Below are 24,111 nucleotides of genomic sequence, written 5' to 3' on the forward strand. Positions count from 1 at the left end.
AACCCGCTCCTACAGGTACAGCGTTGCCCTCAAGTCAGGTGATCCCGCCAAAAATCAGATCTGCTTCAGCAACCAGCCTCTGAATGCCCGCAACGACGGCAGCGCCTCATTCCTCGGCGGGTAGATCAGGTAGTAACTGCGCTGGCTGGCAAACGCCACGCCCGGGCTGTACAGCTCTCCCTTGGCCAGTTCCTCCTCCACCAATATGCGCGGCACCAGCCCGATCCCGATCCCGGCACGTACCGCCTGGATCAGGTGCGAGGTCAGCTCGAAGCTAGGCCCCAGCCGCATCGCACGATGCGGCAAGCCATGATGGGAAAACCACTCGCCCCACGCATGCGGGTTGTTGGCCACATTCAGCAGCACCTCTTCGCTGATCCTGGCCGGGCTCCAGCCCTGGCTGTCGGCGCCGGCCTCTGGCGGCAAGATCACTACCAGTTCTTCGGCATGCAGGCGATGGCAGACAAGCCCCGGCAGGTCGTGGCTGGCCACACCGATGGCGGCATCGATTTCGCTGGTGTCGAAGTTGATGGTTTCAATGCGTGAATGAATGTGCACCAGCATGCCCGGGTGAGCGCTGTAGAACGCATGCAGCCTCGGCAACAGCCATTTCGAGCCGAATGTTGGCAGGGTAGCCAGGCGCAAGGTGCCCACCCCCGATTGATAGGCCAGTGCCTGCAAGGTAGCGCTGCGGATGCGCCCCAGTGCCTCGCTGAGCTCGCGCTGGTACAGGCGGCCGACATCGGTCAGTTGCACCTGGCGCCCCTCGCGACGGAACAGTGTCAGGCCCAACTGCTGCTCCAGGGCCTGTACCTGGCGGCTGACCGCGCTTTGGGTCAGCGACAGTTCGGCGGCGGCGCGGGTGTAGCTTTCATGCCGGGCGGCGGCCTCGAAAGCCAGCAGCAGTGACATGGATGGGGTCAGGTGGCGGTAATTCATTCATAAAAGTCATTGATAGCGGCAGGATTATCCGTTTGCCCCTGACGCGAAACTACAGGAACATTGGCCTATACGTCATCCCTGCATGCTTGAACCCATGCTGGAGCGACAGGTATCCCGTGATCTAGCCAATATCAAGAGGCCATCCTTCGATGATCGCCCAGCTGTCCACCGTTGCACCGAGCGCCAATTACCCCGAATTCCTCGAAGCCCTGCGCAACAGCGGCTTCCGTGGTCAGATCAGTGCCGACTACGCAACCCGCACGGTACTGGCCACCGACAACTCGATCTACCAGCGTTTGCCGCAGGCGGCGGTATTCCCGCTGGATGCCGACGATGTGGCACGGGTCGCCACGCTGATGGGCGAGCCGCGCTTCCAGCAGGTCAAGCTGACCCCGCGCGGTGGTGGCACCGGCACCAACGGCCAGTCGCTGACCGACGGTATCGTCGTCGACCTGTCGCGGCACATGAACAACATTCTCGAAATCAACGTGCAAGAGCGCTGGGTGCGGGTACAGGCCGGTACGGTCAAGGACCAGCTCAATGCTGCGCTCAAGCCGCACGGGCTGTTCTTCGCCCCTGAGCTGTCCACCTCCAACCGCGCCACGGTCGGCGGCATGATCAACACGGATGCCAGTGGCCAGGGCAGCTGCACCTACGGCAAAACCCGCGACCACGTGCTGGAGCTGCACAGCGTGCTGCTCGGTGGCGAACGCCTGCACAGCCTGCCGATCGACGATGCCGCGCTGGAGCAGGCCTGCGCCGCGCCGGGCCGGGTCGGTGAGGTGTACCGCATGGCCCGGGAAATTCAGGAAACCCAGGCCGAACTGATTGAAACCACCTTCCCCAAGCTCAACCGTTGCCTGACCGGCTACGACCTGGCGCACCTGCGCGACGAGCAGGGCCGCTTCAACCTCAACAGCGTGCTGTGCGGCGCCGAGGGCTCGCTGGGCTACGTGGTCGAAGCCAAGCTCAACGTGCTGCCGATTCCCAAGTATGCGGTGCTGGTCAACGTACGCTACACCAGCTTCATGGATGCGCTGCGCGATGCCAATGCGCTGATGGCGCACAAGCCGCTGTCGATCGAGACGGTCGACTCCAAGGTGCTGATGCTGGCGATGAAAGACATCGTCTGGCACAGCGTTGCCGAGTACTTCCCGGCGGACCCCGAGCGCCCCACGCTGGGCATCAACCTGGTGGAGTTCTGCGGCGACGAACCGGCCGAGGTCAACGCCAAGGTGCAGGCGTTCATCCAGCATCTGCAAAGCGACACTAGCGTCGAGCGCCTGGGCCACACCTTGGCCGAAGGCGCCGAGGCAGTCACCCGTGTCTATACCATGCGCAAGCGCTCGGTGGGCCTGCTGGGTAACGTCGAAGGCGAAGTGCGCCCGCAGCCGTTCGTGGAAGACACCGCGGTACCGCCAGAGCAATTGGCCGACTACATCGCCGATTTCCGCGCACTGCTCGATGGCTACGGCCTGGCCTATGGCATGTTTGGCCACGTCGATGCCGGCGTGCTGCATGTGCGCCCGGCACTGGACATGAAGGACCCGGCGCAGGCTGCGCTGGTCAAGCCGATTTCCGACGCCGTTGCCGCGCTGACCAAGCGTTATGGCGGCCTGTTGTGGGGTGAGCACGGCAAAGGCCTGCGCTCGGAATACGTGCCCGAGTACTTCGGCGAGCTGTATCCGGCCTTGCAGCGCCTGAAGGGCGCCTTTGACCCGCACAACCAGCTCAACCCGGGCAAGATCTGCACACCGCCGGGCAGCGCCGAGGGCCTGACCCCGGTCGATGGTGTGACCCTGCGCGGCGACCTTGACCGTACCATTGACGAGCGCGTTTGGCAGGACTTCCCCAGCGCCGTGCACTGCAACGGCAATGGCGCCTGTTACAACTATGACCCCAACGACGCCATGTGCCCGTCGTGGAAGGCTACCCGCGAACGCCAGCATTCGCCCAAGGGCCGCGCCTCGCTAATGCGCGAGTGGCTGCGCCTGCAGGGCGAGGCGAACATTGATGTGCTGGCTGCGGCGCGCAACAAGGTGTCGTGGCTCAAGGGCCTGCCGGCGCGTCTGCGCAACAACCGCGCGCGCAACCAGGGCCAGGAAGACTTCTCCCATGAAGTGTACGACGCCATGGCCGGCTGTCTGGCGTGCAAGTCGTGCGCCGGGCAGTGCCCGATCAAGGTCAATGTGCCGGACTTCCGCTCGCGCTTCCTCGAGCTGTACCACGGCCGCTACCAGCGCCCGCTGCGTGACTACCTGATCGGCTCGCTCGAGTTCACCATCCCCTACCTGGCGCACGCACCGGGGCTGTACAACGCGGTGATGGGCTCGAAGTGGGTGAGCCAACTGCTGGCCGACAAGGTAGGCATGGTCGACAGCCCGCTGATCAGCCGCTTCAACTTCCAGGCTACCCTGACCCGTTGCCGCGTTGGCATGGCCACGGTGCCGGCCTTGCGCGAGCTGACCCCGGCCCAGCGCGAACGCAGCATCGTGCTGGTGCAGGACGCCTTCACCCGCTACTTCGAAACGCCGCTGCTGTCGGCCTTCATCGACCTTGCCCACCGCCTGGGCCACCGGGTATTCCTGGCGCCGTACAGCGCCAACGGCAAGCCGTTGCACGTACAGGGTTTCCTTGGCGCGTTTGCCAAGGCAGCGATCCGCAACGCCACGCAGCTCAAGGCCCTGGCCGACTGCGGCGTGCCGCTGGTGGGGCTGGACCCGGCGATGACGCTGGTGTATCGCCAGGAGTATCAGAAAGTGCCAGGCCTGGAGGGTTGCCCGAAGGTGCTGCTGCCGCAGGAATGGCTGATGGATGTGCTGCCCGAGCAGGCGCCTGCCGCACCAGGCAGCTTCCGCCTGATGGCGCACTGCACCGAGAAGACCAACGTGCCGGCCAGCACCCGGCAGTGGGAGCAGGTGTTCGCCCGTCTAGGGCTGAAGCTGGTGACCGAGGCCACGGGTTGCTGCGGTATGTCCGGTACCTATGGGCACGAAGCTCGCAACCAGGAAACCTCTCGGGTCATATTCGAGCAGAGCTGGGCGACCAAACTGGACAAGGAAGGGGAGCCGCTGGCGACCGGTTACTCGTGCCGTAGCCAGGTCAAGCGCATGACCGAGCGGAAGATGCGTCACCCGCTTGAGGTGGTGTTGCAGTACGCTCAGCGCTAAGTTTCAGGGCCTTGGGGGCTGCTTTGCAGCCCTTCGCGGTACGGGGATCGTGCAAACCAGGCGGGCGGGGTTGCCCGCGAAGAGGCCGTCAGCGGCTTTCAGGCTTCTGTTGTACGGTCCCTGCCACGGCGCGCCTGGCGGTACAGATAGAGGCTCAACACCAACCCGCACGCTGCCGCAGCCGCCGCGAACAGAAACATCGAAGCAAAGCCGAACCCCGCCGCCACCGCACCGACCAATGGCCCGGTCACCCCCAGTGACAAGTCGATGAACAGCGAATAAGCCCCCACCGCCGCCCCGCGGTTAGCTGCCGACACTTGGTTCACTGCCTCCACGCCCAACGCCGGAAACACCAGCGAAAAACCAAACCCGCTCAGTGCAGCCCCCGCCAAGGCCAGTTCGGCGTTGGGTGCCAGCCACAGCATCAACAGCCCGAGCATTTCCACCGAAAGGCAGGCGATCGCCACCCTGAAGCCACCGATGCGATTGATCAGGTTGCCAAAGAGCAGTCGTGCGCTGATAAAACTGGCGCCGAACAGGCTCAGGGTCAGTGCCGCATTGGCCCAGCCACGGCTTGCGTAGTACAGGGTGATGAAGGTGGCGATGGTGCCAAAGCCAATCGAACCCAGGGCAAGCCCCGAGCCATGCGGAAATACCTTGCCCAGCACCCGCAGGAACGGCAGGCGTATACCGCTGACGATGGGGGCGGCTTGCTTGGGCCAGGCCAGCAGCAAACCGAGTACGCACAGCAGGATGATGCTCACACCCATGCTCCACAGCCCGAGGCCTTTGACCATCAGCACACCCAGTGGGGCGCCGATGGCCAGCGCACCATAGCTGGCGATGCCGTTCCAGGAGATGACCTTGGCCGTGTTTGCGGCACCCACCCGGCCAATGCCCCAGCCGATCGCGCCCGAGCCTACCAGGCTTTCGGCGCTGCCCAGCACCAGGCGGCCGACCAGCAGGCAAGCCAGGCTCAGCCAGGGCAGGTGAGTGAGGAAGGCGCAGGCCAGCATGAATACCCCGCTTAGCCCGCAACCGGCCAGGCCATACATGACCGCCTTCTTGCTGCCGTGGTTATCGATGATGCGGCTGGCGCCGGGGCGGCTGAGCAACGTCGCGAGGTACTGCACGCTGATCACCAGGCCGGCGACCACGGCACTGAAACCCAGGTCGTTGTGCACATAGCCGGGCAACACGGCCAGAGGGATGCCGATGTTCAGGTAGCCGATGAAGGTGAACAGGACGATGGAGACGACTTGCCCAGTGACGGCAAGGGGCGTGGGACTGCGTGCTGGCATTGGGGATCCGTTGCTGCGGTAAGAATGGCGGTGTGTGCCGCCATCTTAACCACAGCAAGGGTGTTTGCGGGCGCAGCTGTCAGCCTGTAGTCAGTTGGTGTAATCGAGCATCCAGGTCACACTGAACTCGGCTTGCGAGTAATCCAGCCGCAAGCGCGGCAGGACGAAGCCGGCCCATCGGGTGAACATGGACGAATGCAGCAGGGCGTCGAGCGCTTGAGCGGCTGGCGCATTTCTGCCTCTTTGCGGTAGGAGGCGCGAGTCTGTGTGGGGTAGGGGCGGGGCAGGTGGTAGTGGGTTGTTACGACGTTGATTTTAGACGGTGTGAAAACGTGATGACGGGGGTAGCCCGCAGGTCAGCCGTTTTCACACAGCCGGGGATGCGCAGTTATTCCTGGTCAGCGCTGGATTGATCGTCACCATCCTGCTCGGCGGCAGGTGCCGGTTCGGCGTGAACGGTCACGGATGGCTCTTCTGGGTTCAGGCTTGGGAAGGGAAGATTCGGGATTTCATGCATCTCGTCGTTCCTCGCAAGTGTGAGTGAAAAGTCTGCGCCAGGCGCGTTTGGAGCTTCAAAAAGCTGGGGCAGGATACACAAGTCTGGATGACAGTTTGGTTTTTTTCCTGGTCGCTTGTCGGTTTTGCGGGCGAACAACGCACAAATGCCCGATGAAAAAAGGGGCCGCTGGCCCCTTTCGGTTGATTACTTCCGGCCTTCAGCCGTTTCCGCCACCTTGTCAGTGCGTGCGCACATGATGAAGTCGTTGCGGTGCAGGCCTTTGATCGAGTGGCTCCACCAGGTCACGGTGACTTTGCCCCATTCAGTCAGCAGCCCTGGGTGGTGGCCTTCGGCCTCGGCGATTTCGCCCACGGCATTGGTGAACGCCAGGGCGTGCTTGAAGTTCTTGAACAGGAACACGCGCTCCAGCTCCATGTGGCCGTCACGTACTTCGATGTTCCAGTCCGGGATTTCGCGGATCAGCTCGGCCAGCTCTTCGTCGGTGACTTTCGGGGCATCGGCGCGGCAGGCTTCGCAATGGGCTTGGTTCAAGGCATTCATGAGGTGTTTTCCGGTTCGAGTTGTTATCGGCAAAGTCGCTCAGGCAGCGACTTTGGGTGGAAACTTCGGTGCATGCAGACCCAGCTGCATGGCTTTGTGGACCATGCCCATGATGTCTTCGTGGGCCAGGTCGAACAGGCGCTTCATGTTCGGCAGCACGAAATACACCGGTTGCAGAATGTCGATGCGGTAGGGCGTACGCATGGCCTCAATCGGGTCGAAGGCCTGGTGCTCAGGCTCGTCGGACAGACTGTAGACGGTCTCTTTCGGGGACGAGAGGATGCCACCACCATAGATTTTGCGGCCTTGCGCGGTTTCCATCAGGCCAAACTCGATGGTCATCCAGTACAAGCGCGCCAGGTACACACGTTGTTCCTTGGTCGCGGCCAGGCCGAGCTTGCCGTAGGTGTGGGTAAACTCGGCGAACCAAGGATTGGTCAGCAGCGGGCAGTGGCCGAATATCTCGTGGAAGATATCCGGCTCTTGCAGGTAGTCCAGCTCTTCCGGGGTGCGGATGAAGGTGGCGACCGGAAAGCGCTTGCTGGCCAGCAGCTCGAAGAAGGTCTGGAAGGGGATCAGCGCCGGTACCCGGGCAACCTGCCAGCCGGTGGTGGCGCCCAGCACCTTGTTGATCTCGCCCAGTTGCGGAATGCGGTCATGAGGCAACTTCAGCTGCTCGATGCCGTCCAGGTATTCCTGGCACGCACGGCCTTCGATCACTTTCAGCTGTCGGGTGATCAGGGTGTTCCACACCGCATGCTCTTGCTGCGGGTAATCGATAAAACCATGCGCATCGGGCTCGCGTGCCACGTATTGCGTCTGTTTCATGAGGCTCTCCTGGTGAGGGCTTTTCTTGTTATGTGCAGGACATGCCTAAAGGAATATCCCTTCACCAGCGGTTTTGCACGGGGGCGGGCTTCGGTCGCGAAGGATGCCGACGTGGGTTTTCGTAACGATAATTTTACAAAATCCGGCAAGTGTCGGAAAATTCGAGGCATCTGGCTGGTGGAAACCTTGTTTTTGTCAGCTTATCTTTACGACTTTTCTGCGCGGTGTTGAAAAACATCGGCGCTTCGAGAGCCCTCATGCGTATCAAAGTCCATTGCCAGAACCGCATTGGCATCCTGCGCGACATCCTCAATCTGCTGGTGGAGTACGGCATCAACGTGCTGCGTGGCGAGGTGGGCGGTGACCATGGCAACGCCATCTACCTGCATTGCCCGAACCTGATCAACCTGCAATTTCAGGCCCTGCGGCCGAAGTTCGAGGCGATTGCCGGGGTATTCGGCGTCAAGCGCGTGGGCCTGATGCCCAGTGAACGCCGGCACATGGAGCTGAATGCGTTGCTGGGGGCGCTGGACTTCCCGGTGTTGTCGATCGACATGGGCGGCAGCATCGTTGCCGCCAACCGTGCAGCCGCGCAGTTGCTTGGCGTGCGTGTTGATGAAGTGCCGGGCATGCCGCTGGCGCGCTATGTAGAAGACTTCGACTTACCGGAACTGGTTCGGGCCAACAAGTCGCGCATCAATGGCTTGCGCATCAAAGTCAAAGGTGATGTGTTCCTGGCCGATATCGCACCGCTGCAGTCCGAGCACGATGACAGCGAGGCGCTGGCCGGCGCGGTGCTTACCTTGCACCGCGCCGACCGGATCGGCGAGCGTATCTACAATGTGCGCAAGCAAGAGCTGCGCGGCTTCGACAGCATCTTCCAGAGCTCGCGTGTGATGGCTGCGGTGGTGCGTGAAGCGCGGCGCATGGCGCCGCTGGATGCGCCGTTGCTGATTGAGGGCGAAACCGGTACCGGCAAAGAGTTGCTGGCGCGTGCCTGCCACCTGGCCAGCCCGCGTGGCCAGTCGCCGCTGATGGCCCTCAACTGCGCCGGGCTGCCCGAATCGATGGCCGAGACCGAGCTGTTCGGTTACGGCCCTGGGGCATTTGAAGGGGCACGCGCCGAAGGCAAGCTGGGGCTGCTGGAGTTGACCGCTGGCGGCACGCTGTTCCTTGATGGGGTAGGGGAGATGAGCCCGCGCCTGCAGGTAAAGCTGCTGCGCTTTTTGCAGGACGGCTGCTTCCGTCGGGTAGGTAGCGATGAAGAGGTCTACCTGGATGTACGGGTGATTTGTGCAACCCAGGTGGATTTGTCCGAGTTATGTGCCCGTGGCGAGTTTCGCCAGGACCTGTATCACCGCCTCAACGTACTGTCGCTGCACATTCCGCCTTTGCGCGAGTGCATGGATGGCCTGGAGGGGTTGGTGCAGCATTTTCTTGATCAGGCCAGTCGGCAGATTGGTTGCGCCATGCCGCGCCTGGCGCCGGCGGCAATGGACAAACTTGGGCAGTATCACTGGCCGGGTAATGTAAGGCAGTTGGAAAACGTCTTGTTCCAGGCCGTTTCGTTATGTGACGGCGGCGTGGTTAAAAGCGAGCATATTCGTTTGCCGGATTATGGCGCGCGGCAACCGTTGGGCGAGTTTTCGCTGGAAGGGGACCTTTCACAAATTGTAGGGCGTTTTGAAAAGGCGGTGCTGGAAAGTTTGATGGGAGAGTTTCCCAGTAGTCGGGCTTTGGGAAAAAGACTGGGTGTTTCGCACACGACGATTGCCAACAAGTTAAGGGATTATTCCTTGGGCAAGTCGACTGATTAAATAGCTGTAAGTTAATAGCCTGTTAATCGGGTGGTGAATGCTTCGCGGGTGAACCCGCTCCTACAGGTACCGCGCCGCATTCATGGTGTGCGTGGTGTTCGTAGGCGCGGGTTCACCCGCGAAGGGGCCCACAGGGCCCACAATTCACAAGGTGTCAGCCGTTAGAGCAGCCGTTCCCCATCACACGGTATTCGAGAATGTGTCTCTGGCCCTTGGAGTCTTCATAGGTCATGCGGGCTGGCACGACTTCGCACACATTGGGCACTTCGCTCATGGAGATGACGCGGGCGATGTCCAGGTGCTGCGAGTAACTGTACTGTTCAACCGGAATCTGCTCGGCATCTTTTGCTTCACCGGCCATCGCCGCGCCGCAAAGACTGCCAAGTACCAATACCAGTAAAGCTTTCATTTTCTATTTACCTGTCTAAGGTCGTGAGGGGGCACGCGGCGCTTATGGCGCCACGAGTACAGCGAGTTTTAACTATCGGGATTAGAGGGAGATTAACGCTTGCCTTCGTGGGGGCTGTTACCAGTTGTTAATCGCCTAGCCGTTGCTGGCGAGATGAATTTTATGGCGGTGGCCAATGCTGAAACAGTGGGTGTTTTGATAAAGTGTTTTGACAGAATCTGTAACAATCCTGTGCCAAAGCCCCTCGTTTTTCTCCGAAGGGGCTGTAATGCCCGCGCCAGAGCGCTTTGCCGGAACGGGAGTACCAAATTACTACCAACGTCGAATGGCTTTTGTCGCTCTGGTACAGTTACAAACGGTTCCATACAAAAACAACTATTACACCGAGGTAACACAGATGAGTGCGGCTCCACTGTATCCCGTTCGTCCCGAGGTTGCGGCCACTACCCTGACCGACGAGGCCACCTACAAGGCCATGTACCAGCAATCGGTGATCAACCCGGACGGCTTCTGGCGCGAGCAGGCCCAGCGTATCGACTGGATCAAGCCGTTCACCAAGGTCAAGCAGACCTCCTTCGACGACCACCATGTCGATATCAAATGGTTCGCCGACGGCACTCTGAACGTTTCCTCCAACTGCCTGGACCGCCACCTTGAAGAGCGCGGTGACCAGGTGGCCATCATCTGGGAAGGTGACGACCCTTCCGAGCACCGCAACATCACCTACCGCGAGTTGCACGAGCAGGTCTGCAAGTTCGCCAACGCCCTGCGTGGCCAGGATGTGCACCGCGGTGACGTGGTCACCATCTATATGCCGATGATCCCTGAAGCTGTGGTCGCCATGCTGGCCTGTGCCCGTATTGGTGCGATTCACTCGGTGGTGTTTGGTGGCTTCTCGCCCGAGGCGCTGGCTGGTCGCATCATCGACTGCGAGTCCAAGGTGGTGATCACTGCCGATGAAGGCGTGCGTGGTGGTCGTCGTACCCCGCTCAAGGCCAACGTCGACCTGGCGCTGACCAACCCTGAAACCAGCAGCGTGCAGAAAATCATCGTGTGCAAGCGCACCGGTGGCGACATAGCCTGGCACCAGCATCGCGACATCTGGTACGAAGACCTGATGAAAGTGGCTTCCAGCCACTGCGCACCCAAAGAAATGGGTGCTGAAGAGGCGCTGTTCATCCTTTATACCTCCGGCTCCACCGGCAAGCCGAAGGGCGTGCTGCACACCACAGGCGGTTACCTGGTTTACGCCGCGCTGACCCATGAGCGCGTATTCGATTACCGCCCGGGCGAGGTGTACTGGTGCACCGCCGACGTCGGTTGGGTCACCGGCCACAGCTATATCGTCTACGGCCCGCTGGCCAACGGCGCCACCACCTTGCTGTTCGAGGGCGTGCCGAACTACCCGGACATTACCCGCGTATCGAAGATCGTCGACAAGCACAAGGTCAACATCCTCTACACAGCGCCAACTGCCATTCGCGCCATGATGGCTGAAGGGCAGGCAGCTGTTGAGGGCGCCGACGGTTCCAGCCTGCGCCTGCTGGGGTCGGTGGGTGAGCCGATCAACCCTGAGGCCTGGAACTGGTACTACAAGACCGTAGGCAAGGAACGTTGCCCGATCGTCGACACCTGGTGGCAGACCGAGACCGGCGGCATCCTGATCAGTCCGTTGCCTGGCGCCACGGGTCTCAAGCCGGGGTCGGCAACCCGTCCGTTCTTCGGGGTGGTGCCGGCACTGGTCGACAACCTGGGCAACTTGATCGACGGTGCTGCCGAAGGCAACCTGGTGATCCTTGATTCCTGGCCGGGTCAGTCGCGTTCGCTGTACGGCGACCACGATCGCTTCGTCGACACCTACTTCAAGACCTTCCGCGGCATGTACTTCACCGGCGACGGTGCGCGCCGTGACGAGGATGGTTACTACTGGATCACCGGCCGTGTGGATGACGTGCTCAACGTGTCCGGCCACCGCATGGGGACTGCCGAGATCGAAAGCGCCATGGTCGCGCACTCGAAGGTTGCCGAGGCTGCAGTGGTTGGCGTGCCGCATGACATCAAAGGGCAGGGCATCTATGTGTATGTCACCCTCAATGCTGGCATCGAGGCCAGTGAGCAATTGCGCCTGGAACTGAAGAACTGGGTGCGCAAGGAGATTGGACCGATTGCTTCGCCGGATGTGATCCAGTGGGCGCCGGGGCTGCCGAAGACCCGCTCGGGCAAGATCATGCGCCGCATCCTGCGCAAGATTGCCACCGGTGAATACGACGCGCTGGGCGATATCTCGACCTTGGCCGACCCGAGTGTGGTGCAGCACCTGATCGACACACACAAGGCGATGAGCCTGGCTTCGGCCTAACCCCTCCCCGGCAATACCCCCTGTAGGAGCGGGCTTGCCCGCGAATGCGTCAGTTCAGGCTAAGCTGTACCCTGACCTCACGCATTCGCGGGCAAGCCCGCTTTTTCATTGTTACCCGACAATCATCGGTAACTGTTCTGTCACCGGCCCCGCACAGGTTCGGGGCGCGAGGAAACAATTCCGGCCCGTTTCGGTGCGTCGGGGTCGCCATTTTGTGCATCGCGGCACGCTACACTTGCCGTCGTACAAGGCTTTGCCAATAATAGGCCCAGGAATTGCTAGGTCTATAGGTTCTATTTCTTGCGCCATTGCATATTCTGCACTGGCTGTCAACATCGCCCGCGGCGGTTTCAGGCGCTTCTATAAGTAGTTGTCGCTTTGAAGAAATATCGACTACCGGGCTGTCGTTAAAATGCCACTCACTCGCTCGTGGTATGCGGCCTTGGTCGAACCCTGCGCGGCTCGCGTTGTACTCATTCGCATATCGGGCAGCCGTTACCTGCCTTGTATTGCCCCGTACCGATGGAGTTACCTGATGAAGAAGCTCGCACTGCTTGGCGCCCTGGCGCTGTCTGTGTTTTCCCTGGTATCGCAGGCTGATGAAAAACCGCTGAAAATCGGTATCGAAGCTGCTTACCCACCCTTCGCCTTCAAGCAACCTGACGGCAGCATTGCCGGCTTTGACTACGATATCGGCAACGCCCTGTGCGAAGAGATGAAAACCAAGTGCACCTGGGTTGAACAGGAATTCGACGGCCTGATCCCGGCGCTGAAAGTGCGCAAGATCGACGCCATCCTGTCGTCCATGTCGATCACCGATGACCGCAAGAAGTCGGTCGACTTCACCAAGCGCTACTACCTGACTCCGGCGCGCCTGGTCATGAAGGACGGCACCACTGTCAGCGATAGCCTTGACGAACTGAAAGGCAAGAAGATCGGCGTGCAGCGCGGCTCCATTCACGACCGCTTCGCCAAGGAAGTGCTGGGTGCCAAAGGTGCCACCGTGGTGCCTTACGGTACCCAGAACGAAATCTACCTGGACGTCGCAGCTGGCCGCCTCGACGGCACCGTGGCTGATGCCACCCTGCTGGAAGACGGCTTCCTCAAGACGGACGCTGGCAAGGGGTTCGCGTTCGTAGGCCCTGCCTTCACCGACGCCAAGTACTTCGGTGACGGTATCGGTATCGCCGTACGCAAGGGTGACAAGGCCAATGTCGACCGCATCAACGCGGCTATCGACGCCATCCGTGCCAACGGCAAGTACAAAGAAATCGAGAGCAAGTACTTCAATTTCGACATCTACGGTCCAGACTCGAAGTAAGACGTCGGGTTTCACCTGTGCAATGGTGCAAACAGCAGAGGCTCTGGGGTTTGCACCATTTTTCATTCTCTAGGTCGAGGACCTCATCATGTTGAAAGGCTACGGGGCAGTCATCCTCGACGGGGCGTGGCTGACGCTACAGCTCGCCCTGTCGTCGATGGCCCTGGCCATCGTACTCGGCCTGATCGGTGTGGCGCTGCGTTTGTCGCCAGTGCGCTGGCTGGCCTGGCTGGGCGATCTGTATTCCACGGTGATCCGTGGTATTCCGGACCTGGTCCTGATCCTGCTGATCTTCTACGGCGGGCAGGACATCATCAACCGGGTGGCGCCGCTGGTCGGTTACGAAGACTACATCGACCTGAACCCGCTGGTTGCGGGTATCGGTACCCTGGGCTTCATTTTTGGCGCCTACCTCTCGGAGACCTTCCGCGGGGCCTTCCTGGGCATTCCCAAAGGCCAGGCCGAGGCGGGCGTGGCGTATGGCATGAGCCCTCGCCAAGTGTTCTTCCGCATCCAGGTGCCGCAAATGATTCGCCTGGCCATTCCGGGCTTCACCAACAACTGGCTGGTGCTGACCAAGGCGACTGCGCTGATTTCGGTCGTCGGCCTGCAGGACATGATGTTCAAGGCCAAGCAGGCGGCTGACGCCACCCGCGAACCCTTCACCTTCTTCCTGGCAGTGGCGGCGCTGTACCTGGTGTTGACCAGTGTCTCGCTGCTGGCTTTGAAGTATCTGGAGCGCCGCTACTCGGTGGGCGTCAAGGTGGCTGAACTATGATCTTCGACTACAACGTCGTCTGGGAAGCGCTGCCGATGTACTTCGGCGGCCTGCTGACCACCCTGAAGCTGCTGGCAATTTCGCTTTTCTTCGGCCTGCTGGCAGCCATTCCGCTGGGCCTGATGCGGGTATCCAGGCAGCCGGTGGTCAACCTTGCTGCATGGCTGTACACCTACGTCATCCGTGGCACGCCGATGCTGGTGCAGTTGTTCCTGATCTACTACGGCCTGGCCCAGTTCGAGGCGGTGCGCGAGAGTATCTTCTGGCCGTTGCTGTCCAGTGCCACCTTCTGCGCCTGCCTGGCGTTCGGCATCAATACCAGTGCCTATACCGCCGAAATCATTGCCGGCAGCCTCAAGGCCACGCCGCATGGCGAGATCGAGGCCGCCAAGGCCATGGGCATGTCGCGCATGAAAATGTACCGCCGCATCCTGCTGCCCTCGGCACTGCGTCGGGCGCTGCCGCAATACAGCAATGAAGTGATCATGATGCTGCAGACCACCAGCCTGGCGTCGATCGTTACCCTGATCGACATCACCGGTGCTGCGCGCACGGTCAATGCCCAGTATTACCTGCCTTTCGAGGCCTACATCACGGCGGGCGTGTTCTACCTGTGCCTGACCTTCATCCTGGTGCGCCTGTTCAAGATGGCCGAACGCCGCTGGCTCGGCTACCTGGCGCCGCGCAAGCACTGACCGCTTTGTGAGAATCGACAGCATGTACAAACTCGAAGTCCAAGACCTGCACAAGCGCTACGGCAGCCACGAAGTGCTCAAGGGTGTGTCGCTGGCGGCCAAGGCCGGCGACGTCATCAGCATCATCGGCTCCAGCGGTTCGGGCAAGTCGACCTTCCTGCGCTGCATCAACCTGCTGGAGCAGCCGCACGCCGGCAAGATCCTGCTCAACAACGAAGAGCTGAAACTGGTCGCCGGCAAGGATGGCGCGTTGAAGGCTGCCGACCCGCGTCAATTGCAGCGGATGCGCTCGCGCCTGTCGATGGTGTTCCAGCACTTCAACCTGTGGTCGCACATGACAGCGCTTGAGAACATCATCGAAGCGCCGGTGCACGTGCTGGGCGTGAACAAGAAGGACGCCCTGGAAAAGGCCGAGCACTACCTGGCCAAAGTCGGCGTCGCCCACCGCAAGGATGCCTTCCCCGGGCATATGTCGGGTGGTGAGCAACAACGTGTGGCAATTGCCCGCGCGCTGGCCATGGAGCCGGAGGTCATGCTGTTCGACGAGCCAACCTCGGCGCTCGACCCTGAGCTGGTGGGTGATGTGCTCAAGGTAATGCAGGCGCTGGCCCAGGAGGGGCGGACCATGGTGGTGGTGACCCATGAAATGGGCTTTGCCCGCGAGGTGTCCAACCAGTTGGTGTTCCTGCACAAGGGCCTGGTGGAAGAAACCGGCTGCCCGCGTGAAGTGCTGGCCAACCCGCAGTCGGAGCGCCTGAAGCAGTTCCTCTCCGGCAGCCTGAAGTAAAAGCTGCATTTTTGCACCAGAATAGGGCATGCTGCGCGGCGAGCGCAGCCTGACCCGGCGCACAGACTCGAACGACCTCAGGTTTCGGACCGTACCCTATGACCACCCAGCGAATCGGTTTTCTCATCTGGCCCAGCACCAGGCCCTTGACCCTGGCATTGGCCGAGGAAGTGTTGCTGGTGGCGCAGCGGGTGCATCCGGATGTGGTCTACGAGTTGGTCTTCCTGCAGGCCGAGCCTGCGCAGGAAGGCGCCTGGCGTCTGCCGGGCGAGCCGTGGCTCGGCCGTCTGGAGGGTTGCCACAAGCTATTTCTGCTGGCCGACGAGCCGCCAGCGGCAATGGGGGCTGCCTTCTCAACGGCGCTCAAGCAGCTGGCGCGCAGTGGCTGCCTGATCGGTGGCCTGTCGGCGGGGGTATATCCGCTGGCAATGTTGGGCCTGCTCGATGGTTACCGGGCAGCCGTGCACTGGCGCTGGCAGGATGACTTTGCCGAGCGCTTCCCCAAGGTCATCGCCACCAGCCACCTGTTCGACTGGGATCGCGACCGTCTGACTGCCTGCGGCGGTATGGCTGTGACCGACCTGCTGCTGGCGGTGCTGGCGCGCGATCACGGGGCTGAGCTGGCTGGGGCAGTGTCGGAAGAGCTGGTGGTGGAGCGCATCCGCGAGGGTGGCGAGCGTCAGCGTATCCCGCTGCAGAACCGCCTGGGTTCGAGTCATCCCAAGCTGACTCAGGCTGTGTTGCTGATGGAAGCCAACATCGAAGAGCCGCTGACCACCGACGAAATTGCCCAGCATGTGTGCGTATCGCGTCGGCAGTTGGAGCGTATCTTCAAGCAGTATCTGAACCGCGTTCCCAGCCAGTACTATCTGGAGTTGCGGTTGAACAAGGCGCGGCAGATGCTGATGCAGACCAGCAAGTCGATCATTCAGATCGGGCTGTCCTGTGGCTTCTCCTCGGGGCCGCATTTTTCCAGTGCCTACCGTAACTTCTTTGGCGCCACGCCGCGGGAAGACCGTAACCAGCGACGCAGCAGCAGCCCGTTCGAGTTGAGTTCGGCGCCGGCTGAAAAAGGCTGACATTTTGGGTGGGTTCGGGGTGTAGGCCTTGAGGTTGGTGGTGGGGCGCAAATCGAGCGCCGCCCGCGCGGCGCATCGCGAGCGAAGCTCGCTCCTACATTTGTTGCAACGTGGCCAGGCCTGTGAGGCCATGGTTGTCAGCCTTGTTTGTAAGGCTCAAGCCATGCACAAAGGCTGGCAACCATGGCGTAACAGGCTCGGCACTGAGTTGAGTTCGGCGCCGGCTGAAAAAGGCTGACATTTTGGGTGGGTTCGGGGTGTAGGTCTTGAGGTTGGTGGTGGGGCGCAAATCGAGCGCCGCCCGCGCGGCGCATCGCGAGCGAAGCTCGCTCCTACATTTGTTGCAACGTGGCCAGGCCTGTGAGGCCATGGTTGTCAGCCTTGTTTGTAAGGCTCAAGCCATGCACAAAGGCTGGCAACCATGGCGTAACAGGCTCGGCACTGAGTTGAGTTCGGCGCCGGCTGAAAAAGGCTGACATTTTGGGTGGGTTCGGGGTGTAGGCCTTGAGGTTGGTGGTGGGGCGCAAATCGAGCGCCGCCCGCGCGGCGCATCGCGAGCGAAGCTCGCTCCTACATTTGTTGCAACGTGGCCAGGCCTGTGAGGCCATGGTTGTCAGCCTTGTTTGTAAGGCTCAAGCCATGCACAAAGGCTGGCAACCATGGCGTAACAGGCTCGGCACTGAGTTGAGTTCGGCGCCGGCTGAAAAAGGCTGACATTTTGGGTGGGTTCGGGGTGTAGGTCTTGAGGTTGGTGGTGGGGCGCAAATCGAGCGCCGCCCGCGCGGCGCATCGCGAGCGAAGCTCGCTCCCACATTTGTTGCAACGTGGCCAGGCCTGTGAGGCCATGGTTGTCAGCCTTGTTTGTAAGGCTCAAGCCATGCACAAAGGCTGGCAACCATGGCGTAACAGGCCTGGCCACGTTGCAACAAATGTAGGAGCGAGCTTCGCTCGCGATGCGCCGCGCGGGCGGCGCTCGATCTCCCCGTCAACACATCAACATCGCCAAACATCCCGCCTCCCTCAATCCTGTGTGAACACCCGTTCACCCAGCCCCCTCTCTCCCGTACACTGCGCGATTGCGACAGTGTTTGTCGCATTGCCGAAAGCCTTGTCAAAACTGGGTTTTGCGCTGTAACAAGTTGTCGCTTGGCCGCAAGGACAGGCGCGGATCAGTCCTTACAATCCCCCCATCGCTCGCCACTTCCAGGCCAGCGTTCCTCTTCAGGAGACTCAGATGTCCGTTGAGCAAGCCCCGGTGCAACGTGCCGATTTCGACCAGGTGATGGTCCCCAACTATTCTCCGGCGGCCTTCATTCCTGTGCGAGGCGAGGGTTCCCGCGTCTGGGACCAGTCGGGTCGCGAGTTGATCGACTTTGCCGGCGGCATTGCGGTCAATGCCCTGGGCCACTGCCACCCGGCACTGGTCAAGGCCCTGACTGAACAGGCCAACACCCTCTGGCACGTTTCCAACGTGTTCACCAACGAGCCGGCCCTGCGCCTGGCCCACAAGCTGGTGGACGCCACCTTTGCCGACCGCGCGTTCTTCTGCAACTCCGGCGCCGAGGCCAACGAGGCCGCTTTCAAGCTGGCCCGTCGTGTGGCGCATGACCGCTTCGGTCCGCAAAAGCACGAAATCATCGCCACCGTGAACAGCTTCCACGGCCGCACCCTGTTTACCGTCAGCGTGGGTGGCCAGCCAAAGTACTCCGATGGCTTTGGCCCGAAGATCACCGGTATCAGCCATGTGCCGTACAACGACCTGGAAGCGTTGAAGGCACAGATTTCCGACAAGACCTGCGCCGTGGTGATCGAGCCGATCCAAGGCGAGAGCGGCGTGGTGCCGGCCGACAAGGCCTACCTGGAAGGCGCGCGCAAACTGTGTGACGAGCACAACGCTCTGCTGATCTTTGACGAAGTGCAGACTGGCGTGGGCCGTACCGGCTCGCTGTATGCCTACCAGCACTACGGCGTGACCCCGGACATTCTGACCAGTGCCAAGAGCCTGGGCGGCGGCTTCCCGATTGGTGCCATGCTGACCACCACCGAGCTGGCCAAGCACCTGGCCGTTGGCACCCACGGCACCACCTATGGCGGCAACCCGCTGGGCTGCGCCGTTGCCTGCGCGGTGCTGGATGTGGTCAACACCCCGGAAACCCTGGCCGGTATCAAGGCTAAGCACGAGCGCTTCAAAACCCGCCTGGAGCAGATCGGCCAGAAGTACAACCTGTTCAGCCAGGTGCGTGGCGTCGGCCTGCTGCTGGGCTGCGTCTTGACCGAGGCCTGGAAAGGCAAGGCCAAGGACGTGCTCAACGCTGCCGAGAAAGAAGGCGTGATGGTGCTGCAGGCCGGCCCGGACGTTGTCCGCTTCGCCCCAAGCCTGGTGGTTGAAGACGCCGATATCGACGCAGGCCTGGACCGCTTCGAGCGCGCTGTGGCCACACTGACCAAAGGCTGATCCGCCAACGGTCCTTTCGCCGGCCTCAGCCCAGCCTCGGCACGAGGCCGAGCCGGGCCGGCGATACCCGATTCCAGTGCAGGTGCCTGGGTGCCTGCCGTTTTTTCGTGCCGCTGTGAACGGCCCGTATTCCAAAGGAGTGACACCATGCTGGTGATGCGCCCCGCGCAAATGGCTGATCTGAACGACGTGCAGCGCATGGCTGCAGACAGCCCCATTGGTGTCACCTCGCTGCCGGACGACACCGCTCGTCTCGGCGACAAGATTGCCGCCTCCGAGACATCCTTCGCCGCCGAGGTCAGCTTCAACGGCGAAGAGAGTTATTTTTTCGTGCTCGAAGACAGCGAAACAGGCAAGTTGGCCGGTTGCTCAGCCATCGTCGCTTCGGCCGGCTACTCCGAGCCGTTCTACAGTTTTCGTAACGAAACATTCGTGCACGCCTCGCGCGAGCTGAAGATACACAACAAGATCCATGTGCTGTCGCTGTGTCACGATCTGACAGGCAACAGCCTGCTGACCAGCTTCTATGTAGCACCGGAGCTGGTGAACAGTGGCTGGGCCGAGCTCAATTCGCGCGGCCGACTGCTGTTCATGGCTGCGCACCCGGAGCGCTTCGCCGATTCGGTGGTAACCGAAATCGTCGGCTTCAGCGACGAGCAGGGTGAATCACCTTTCTGGGACGCCATCGGCCGCAATTTCTTCGACCTCAACTATGCCGACGCCGAGCGCCTGTGCGGCCTGAAGAGCCGTACCTTTCTCGCCGAGCTGATGCCGCATTACCCGATCTACGTGCCGTTGCTGCCAGACCTGGCGCAGGAAGCCATGGGCCAGGTACATCCGCGGGCACAGATCACCTTCGACATACTCATGCGCGAAGGCTTCGAGACCGAGCACTACATCGACATCTTCGACGGCGGCCCGACCCTGCATGCGCGCACCTCTGGCATCCGCTCGATCGCTCAGAGCCGGGTGGTCCCGGTGAAGATCGAAGAGGCCCCGGTCAAGGGGGGGCGCCCGTACCTGGTGTGCAACGGCCTGTTGCAGGACTACCGCGCGGTGTTGCTGGACCTGGACTGGGTGCCTGGCAAACCGGTCAGCCTGAGCGTGGCTGCAGCCGACGCGCTGGGCGTGGGCGAGGGCGCCAGCGTGCGCCTGGTCGCGGTTTGAGGTCTGGCAACAGACGTTTCGGGATTGATGCGTTAGCAGTGTTTTGCGCCGGCCGATGCCGCCGCACAAGGAGATAGCATGATCGTTCGTCCTGTACGCAGCAGCGATTTGCCTGCGTTGATCGAATTGGCACGCAGCACCGGCACCACCGGGCTGACCACGCTGCCGGCCAACGAAGAGCGCCTCGGGCACCGTGTTGGTTGGGCGGAAAAAAGCTTCCGTGGCGAAGCCGAGCGTGGTGACACCGATTACCTGTTCGTGCTGGAAAACGACGAAGGTCTGGTGGTGGGCATCAGTGCCATCGCCGGCGCCGTCGGCCTGCGTGAGCCTTGGTACAACTATCGGGTCGGCCTGACGGTCAGCGCCTCGCAGGAGCTGAAGATCTACCGCGAAATCCCGACGCTGTTCCTGGCCAACGACCTGACCGGAAACTCCGAGCTGTGCTCGCTGTTCCTGCGCAGCGACCACCGCTCGGGTCTCAATGGCCGTCTGCTGTCGCGCGCGCGCATGCTGTTCATTGCCGAGTTCCCGGAGCTGTTTGGCAAGAAGATCATTGCCGAAATGCGCGGCATGTCTGACGAGCAGGGCCGTTCGCCGTTCTGGGAAAGCCTGGGCCGGCATTTCTTCAAGATGGAGTTCAGCCAGGCCGACTACCTCACCGGCGTGGGCAACAAGTCGTTCATCGCTGAGCTGATGCCCAAGTTCCCGCTGTACACCTGCTTCCTGTCCGAGGCTGCGCGCAACGTGATCGGCCGTGTGCACAAAGACACCGAGCCGGCGCTGGCCATGCTTAAGCAGGAGGGCTTCAACTATCAGGGCTACGTCGACATCTTTGACGCCGGCCCGGCCATCGAGTGTGACACTGCCAAGATCCGCGCGGTGCGCGAGAGCCAGACCCTGGTGCTGGCGGTAGGTACGCCAGGCGACGACGCGACCCCTTTCATCATCCACAACCGCAAGCGCGACGACTGCCGTATCACTGCTGCACCTGCACGGTTGGCCGCCGGTACCCTGGTGGTCGACCCGTTGACCGCCAAGCGCCTGCGCATGGGCGTCGGCGACAATGTGCGCGCGGTGCCGCTGTCGGCCAGCCGGGAGGCCCAGTAAATGACCACGCATTACATCGCAGGCAATTGGCAGGCTGGCCAGGGTGAAACCCTGCAGTCGCTCAACCCGGTGACCCAGGCCGTGATCTGGCAAGGGCAGGGCGCTGACGCCAGCCAGGTCAGCGCTGCTGTGCAGGCGGCGCGGCAGGCCTTCCCGGCCTGGGCGCAGTTGAGCCTGGAGGCACGTATCGATGTGCTGGAGAAGTTTGCCGCGCAGTTGAAAGTGCATGCCGAAGCCATGGCCCAATGCATTGGCGAGGAAACCGGGAAGCCGCTGTGGGAATCTGCGACTGAAGTCACCAGCATGGTCAACAAGGTGGCGATTTCGGTACAGAGCTACCGCGAGCGTACCGGCGAAAAGAGTGGTCCGCTGGCCGATGCCACGGCTGTTTTGCGGCACAAGCCCCACGGTGTGGTGGCGGTGTTCGGCCCCTACAACTTCCCCGGGCACCTGCCCAATGGCCATATCGTGCCGGCGCTGCTGGCAGGCAACTGCGTGGTGTTCAAGCCCAGCGAGCTGACCCCCAAGGTTGCTGAGCTTACCGTCAACTGCTGGATTGCTGCCGGCCTGCCGGCGGGTGTGCTGAACCTGGTGCAGGGGGCACGCGAAACCGGTGTGGCGCTGGCCGCCAACCCAGGTATCGATGGTCTGTTCTTCACCGGCTCCAGCCGCACCGGCAACCTGCTGCATCAGCAGTTCGCAGGGCGTCCAGACAAGATCCTGGCCCTGGAAATGGGGGGTAACAACCCGCTCGTGGTGGACGAGGTCAAGGACCTCGACGCGGCGGTGTATACCATTATCCAGTCGGCGTTCATTTCCGCTGGCCAGCGCTGCACCTGCGCGCGGCGCCTGCTGGTACCGCAAGGCGCCTGGGGCGATGCGCTGATCGCGCGCTTGGTCGAGGTGTGCAAAACCATCACGGTGGGGGCGTTCGATGAGCAGCCGGCGCCTTTCATGGGCTCGGTGATTTCGCTGCAGGCGGCTCGGGCGCTGCTTGCGGCCCAGGCCGAACTGGCCGCCAAAGGTGGCGTGAAACTGCTGGAAATGACCCAGCCACAGGCCGATGCCGCACTGCTGACCCCGGGCATTGTCGATGTCACCGCCGTGGCTGACCGCCCGGACGAAGAGTTTTTCGGCCCGCTGCTGCAGGTGATCCGCTACGCCGACTTCGATGCTGCCATCGATGAAGCCAACAACACTCAGTATGGCCTGGCTGCCGGTTTGTTGTCCGATTCGCGCGCACGCTACCAGTACTTCTGGCTGCGCAGCCGCGCCGGCATCGTCAACTGGAACAAACAGCTGACGGGGGCTGCCAGCAGCGCACCGTTCGGCGGCGTGGGTGCCAGTGGCAACCATCGCGCCAGTGCCTATTACGCGGCCGACTACTGCGCTTACCCCGTGGCTTCGCTGGAGACCGCCAGCCTTGCCTTGCCGGCGACCCTGACGCCGGGCGTCACCCTATAACAACAGTCACGGAGCCTAGCCGATGAAATCCTATGAAGTGAATTTTGATGGCCTGGTGGGGCCTACCCACAACTATGGCGGCCTGTCTTACGGTAACGTGGCTTCGCAGAGCAACAGCCAGCAGGGGTCCAACCCGCGTGAGGCGGCGCGCCAGGGCCTGGCGAAGATGAAAGCGCTGGCCGACATGGGCTTCAAGCAGGGTGTTCTGGCGCCACAGGAACGCCCGGACGTGGCCGCGCTGCGCCGCCTGGGGTTCAGTGGCAGCGATGCCGAAGTCATCCAGCGCGCCGCCCGCGAGGCCATGCCGTTGCTAGTGGCCAGTTGCTCGGCCTCAAGCATGTGGGTGGCCAACGCCGCGACAGTCAGCCCGAGTGCCGACACGGCTGACGGTCGTGTGCACTTCACCGCCGCCAACCTCAACTGCAAATATCACCGCAGCATCGAGCACCCGACCACCAGCCGCGTGCTGGGCGCCATGTTCAACAACGAGAAGCACTTTGCCCATCACGCCGCGCTGCCTGCCGTGGCACAGTTCGGTGACGAGGGCGCGGCCAACCACACGCGCTTCTGCCGCGCCTATGGTGAGGCCGGTGTGGAGTTCTTTGTCTATGGTCGCAGCGCCTTCGACAGCCGTTACCCGGCGCCACAGAAGTATCCGGCCCGACAAACCCTGGAGGCCTCGCAGGCTGTGGCCCGGCTGCACGGCCTGAGCGATGACGGTGTGGTCTACGCTCAACAGAACCCGGCGGTGATCGACCAGGGTGTGTTCCACAATGATGTGATTTCGGTGGGTAACGGCGAAGTGCTGTTCTACCACGAGGACGCGTTTCTCGATACCGACGCGGTGCTTGGGCAGCTGCGAGCTAAACTGGCCAGCAAGGGTGGCAACTTCCAGGCCATCTGCGTGCCCAGAGCCGCGGTGGCGGTTGAGGACGCGGTGCGTTCCTACCTGTTCAACAGCCAGCTGCTGAGCCGCGACGATGGTTCCATGCTGTTGGTCGTGCCGGAAGAGTGCCGCAACAACGAGCGGGTCTGGGCTTATCTTGGCCAGTTGACCAGTCAGGGAGGCCCGGTGAAGGAGGTCAAGGTGTTCGACCTCAAGCAGAGCATGCAAAACGGCGGCGGCCCAGCCTGTCTGCGTTTGCGCGTAGCCTTGAAGGAATCGGAACTGGCGGCGGTCAACCAAGGCGTTATCATGACGGCCTCGCTGTATGACACGCTGCTGCAGTGGGTCGACAGGCACTACCGCGATCGCCTTGGCGAAGCAGACCTGGCTGACCCGCAACTGCTGGTGGAATGCCGTACGGCACTGGACGAATTGACCCAGATCCTGAAGTTGGGCTCGGTGTATCCGTTCCAACGCCAACCTTGA

At 61.9% G+C, this 24,111-nt stretch carries 18 protein-coding genes; 13 read left to right on the plus strand and 5 right to left on the minus strand.

Going from position 1 to position 24,111, the window contains the following annotated elements; all coding sequences use genetic code 11:
• Positions 1–54: 54 nt before the first annotated feature.
• Positions 55–939 (minus strand): LysR family transcriptional regulator, encoded by an 885-nt coding sequence (locus GST84_07230; protein XGB12167.1) that lies wholly within the window; start codon positions 937–939, stop codon positions 55–57.
• A gap of 152 nt (positions 940–1,091) precedes the next feature.
• On the opposite strand from GST84_07230, the gene GST84_07235 reads away from it, so the two are divergent.
• Positions 1,092–4,112, plus strand: coding sequence for an FAD-binding protein (locus GST84_07235; protein ID XGB12168.1), 3,021 nt, complete (start codon positions 1,092–1,094; stop codon positions 4,110–4,112).
• Between the two features lie 98 nt (positions 4,113–4,210).
• Here the strand turns inward: GST84_07235 and GST84_07240 are convergent, their stop codons facing one another.
• From GST84_07240 to GST84_07250, 3 genes are all read right to left on the minus strand, one after another.
• Positions 4,211–5,413 (minus strand): MFS transporter, encoded by a 1,203-nt coding sequence (locus tag GST84_07240; protein ID XGB12169.1) that lies wholly within the window; start codon positions 5,411–5,413, stop codon positions 4,211–4,213.
• 703 nt (positions 5,414–6,116) lie between these two features.
• Positions 6,117–6,473, minus strand: coding sequence for a 4a-hydroxytetrahydrobiopterin dehydratase (locus tag GST84_07245; GenBank protein ID XGB12170.1), 357 nt, complete (start codon positions 6,471–6,473; stop codon positions 6,117–6,119).
• A 39-nt stretch (positions 6,474–6,512) separates the two neighbouring features.
• Positions 6,513–7,301, minus strand: a complete 789-nt coding sequence (locus GST84_07250; GenBank protein ID XGB12171.1) for a phenylalanine 4-monooxygenase — start codon at positions 7,299–7,301, stop codon at positions 6,513–6,515.
• A gap of 257 nt (positions 7,302–7,558) precedes the next feature.
• Between GST84_07250 and GST84_07255 the strand changes: the two genes are divergently transcribed.
• On the plus strand, positions 7,559–9,118 hold the full coding sequence (locus tag GST84_07255; protein XGB12172.1) for a sigma-54-dependent phenylalanine hydroxylase transcriptional regulator PhhR: 1,560 nt from the start codon (positions 7,559–7,561) through the stop codon (positions 9,116–9,118).
• A 154-nt stretch (positions 9,119–9,272) separates the two neighbouring features.
• On the opposite strand, the gene GST84_07260 is transcribed toward GST84_07255, so the two are convergent.
• Positions 9,273–9,527, minus strand: coding sequence for a DUF2790 domain-containing protein (locus GST84_07260; GenBank protein XGB12173.1), 255 nt, complete (start codon positions 9,525–9,527; stop codon positions 9,273–9,275).
• A 397-nt stretch (positions 9,528–9,924) separates the two neighbouring features.
• On the opposite strand from GST84_07260, the gene acs reads away from it, so the two are divergent.
• From acs to astB, 11 genes are all read left to right on the plus strand, one after another.
• Complete coding sequence (gene acs, locus GST84_07265) at positions 9,925–11,886, plus strand: acetate--CoA ligase (protein ID XGB12174.1); 1,962 nt, start codon at positions 9,925–9,927, stop codon at positions 11,884–11,886.
• A 535-nt stretch (positions 11,887–12,421) separates the two neighbouring features.
• Positions 12,422–13,207 (plus strand): transporter substrate-binding domain-containing protein, encoded by a 786-nt coding sequence (locus GST84_07270; GenBank protein XGB12175.1) that lies wholly within the window; start codon positions 12,422–12,424, stop codon positions 13,205–13,207.
• An 88-nt stretch (positions 13,208–13,295) separates the two neighbouring features.
• Complete coding sequence (locus GST84_07275; GenBank protein XGB12176.1) at positions 13,296–13,985, plus strand: ABC transporter permease subunit; 690 nt, start codon at positions 13,296–13,298, stop codon at positions 13,983–13,985.
• A complete protein-coding gene (locus GST84_07280; GenBank protein ID XGB12177.1) occupies positions 13,982–14,680 on the plus strand; it encodes an ABC transporter permease subunit in 699 nt (232 codons plus the stop codon). Before GST84_07275 ends, GST84_07280 begins: the two co-directional genes overlap by 4 nt.
• 22 nt (positions 14,681–14,702) lie before the next feature.
• Entirely contained in the window at positions 14,703–15,467 is a 765-nt protein-coding gene (locus tag GST84_07285) for an ATP-binding cassette domain-containing protein (GenBank protein XGB12178.1), read from the plus strand.
• Positions 15,468–15,565: 98 nt separating this feature from the next.
• Entirely contained in the window at positions 15,566–16,546 is a 981-nt protein-coding gene (locus tag GST84_07290) for a helix-turn-helix domain-containing protein (protein ID XGB12179.1), read from the plus strand.
• A gap of 1,234 nt (positions 16,547–17,780) precedes the next feature.
• The gene (astC, locus tag GST84_07295) at positions 17,781–19,001 is read left to right on the plus strand and encodes an acetylornithine/succinylornithine family transaminase (GenBank protein XGB12180.1); all 1,221 of its coding nucleotides are present in this window, start codon (positions 17,781–17,783) and stop codon (positions 18,999–19,001) included.
• Between the two features lie 147 nt (positions 19,002–19,148).
• Positions 19,149–20,168 (plus strand): arginine/ornithine succinyltransferase subunit alpha, encoded by a 1,020-nt coding sequence (gene aruF / locus GST84_07300; GenBank protein XGB12181.1) that lies wholly within the window; start codon positions 19,149–19,151, stop codon positions 20,166–20,168.
• A 78-nt stretch (positions 20,169–20,246) separates the two neighbouring features.
• Positions 20,247–21,275, plus strand: coding sequence for an arginine N-succinyltransferase (astA, locus tag GST84_07305; protein ID XGB12182.1), 1,029 nt, complete (start codon positions 20,247–20,249; stop codon positions 21,273–21,275).
• Positions 21,276–22,739 carry a succinylglutamate-semialdehyde dehydrogenase gene (gene astD / locus GST84_07310; protein XGB12183.1) on the plus strand — a complete coding sequence of 488 codons (1,464 nt, stop codon included), beginning with the start codon at positions 21,276–21,278 and terminating at the stop codon, positions 22,737–22,739.
• Between the two features lie 22 nt (positions 22,740–22,761).
• A complete protein-coding gene (gene astB / locus GST84_07315; GenBank protein ID XGB12184.1) occupies positions 22,762–24,111 on the plus strand; it encodes an N-succinylarginine dihydrolase in 1,350 nt (449 codons plus the stop codon).

This window comes from Pseudomonas putida, assembly GCA_041879295.1.
GTDB classification, from domain to species: domain Bacteria; phylum Pseudomonadota; class Gammaproteobacteria; order Pseudomonadales; family Pseudomonadaceae; genus Aquipseudomonas; species Aquipseudomonas putida_Y.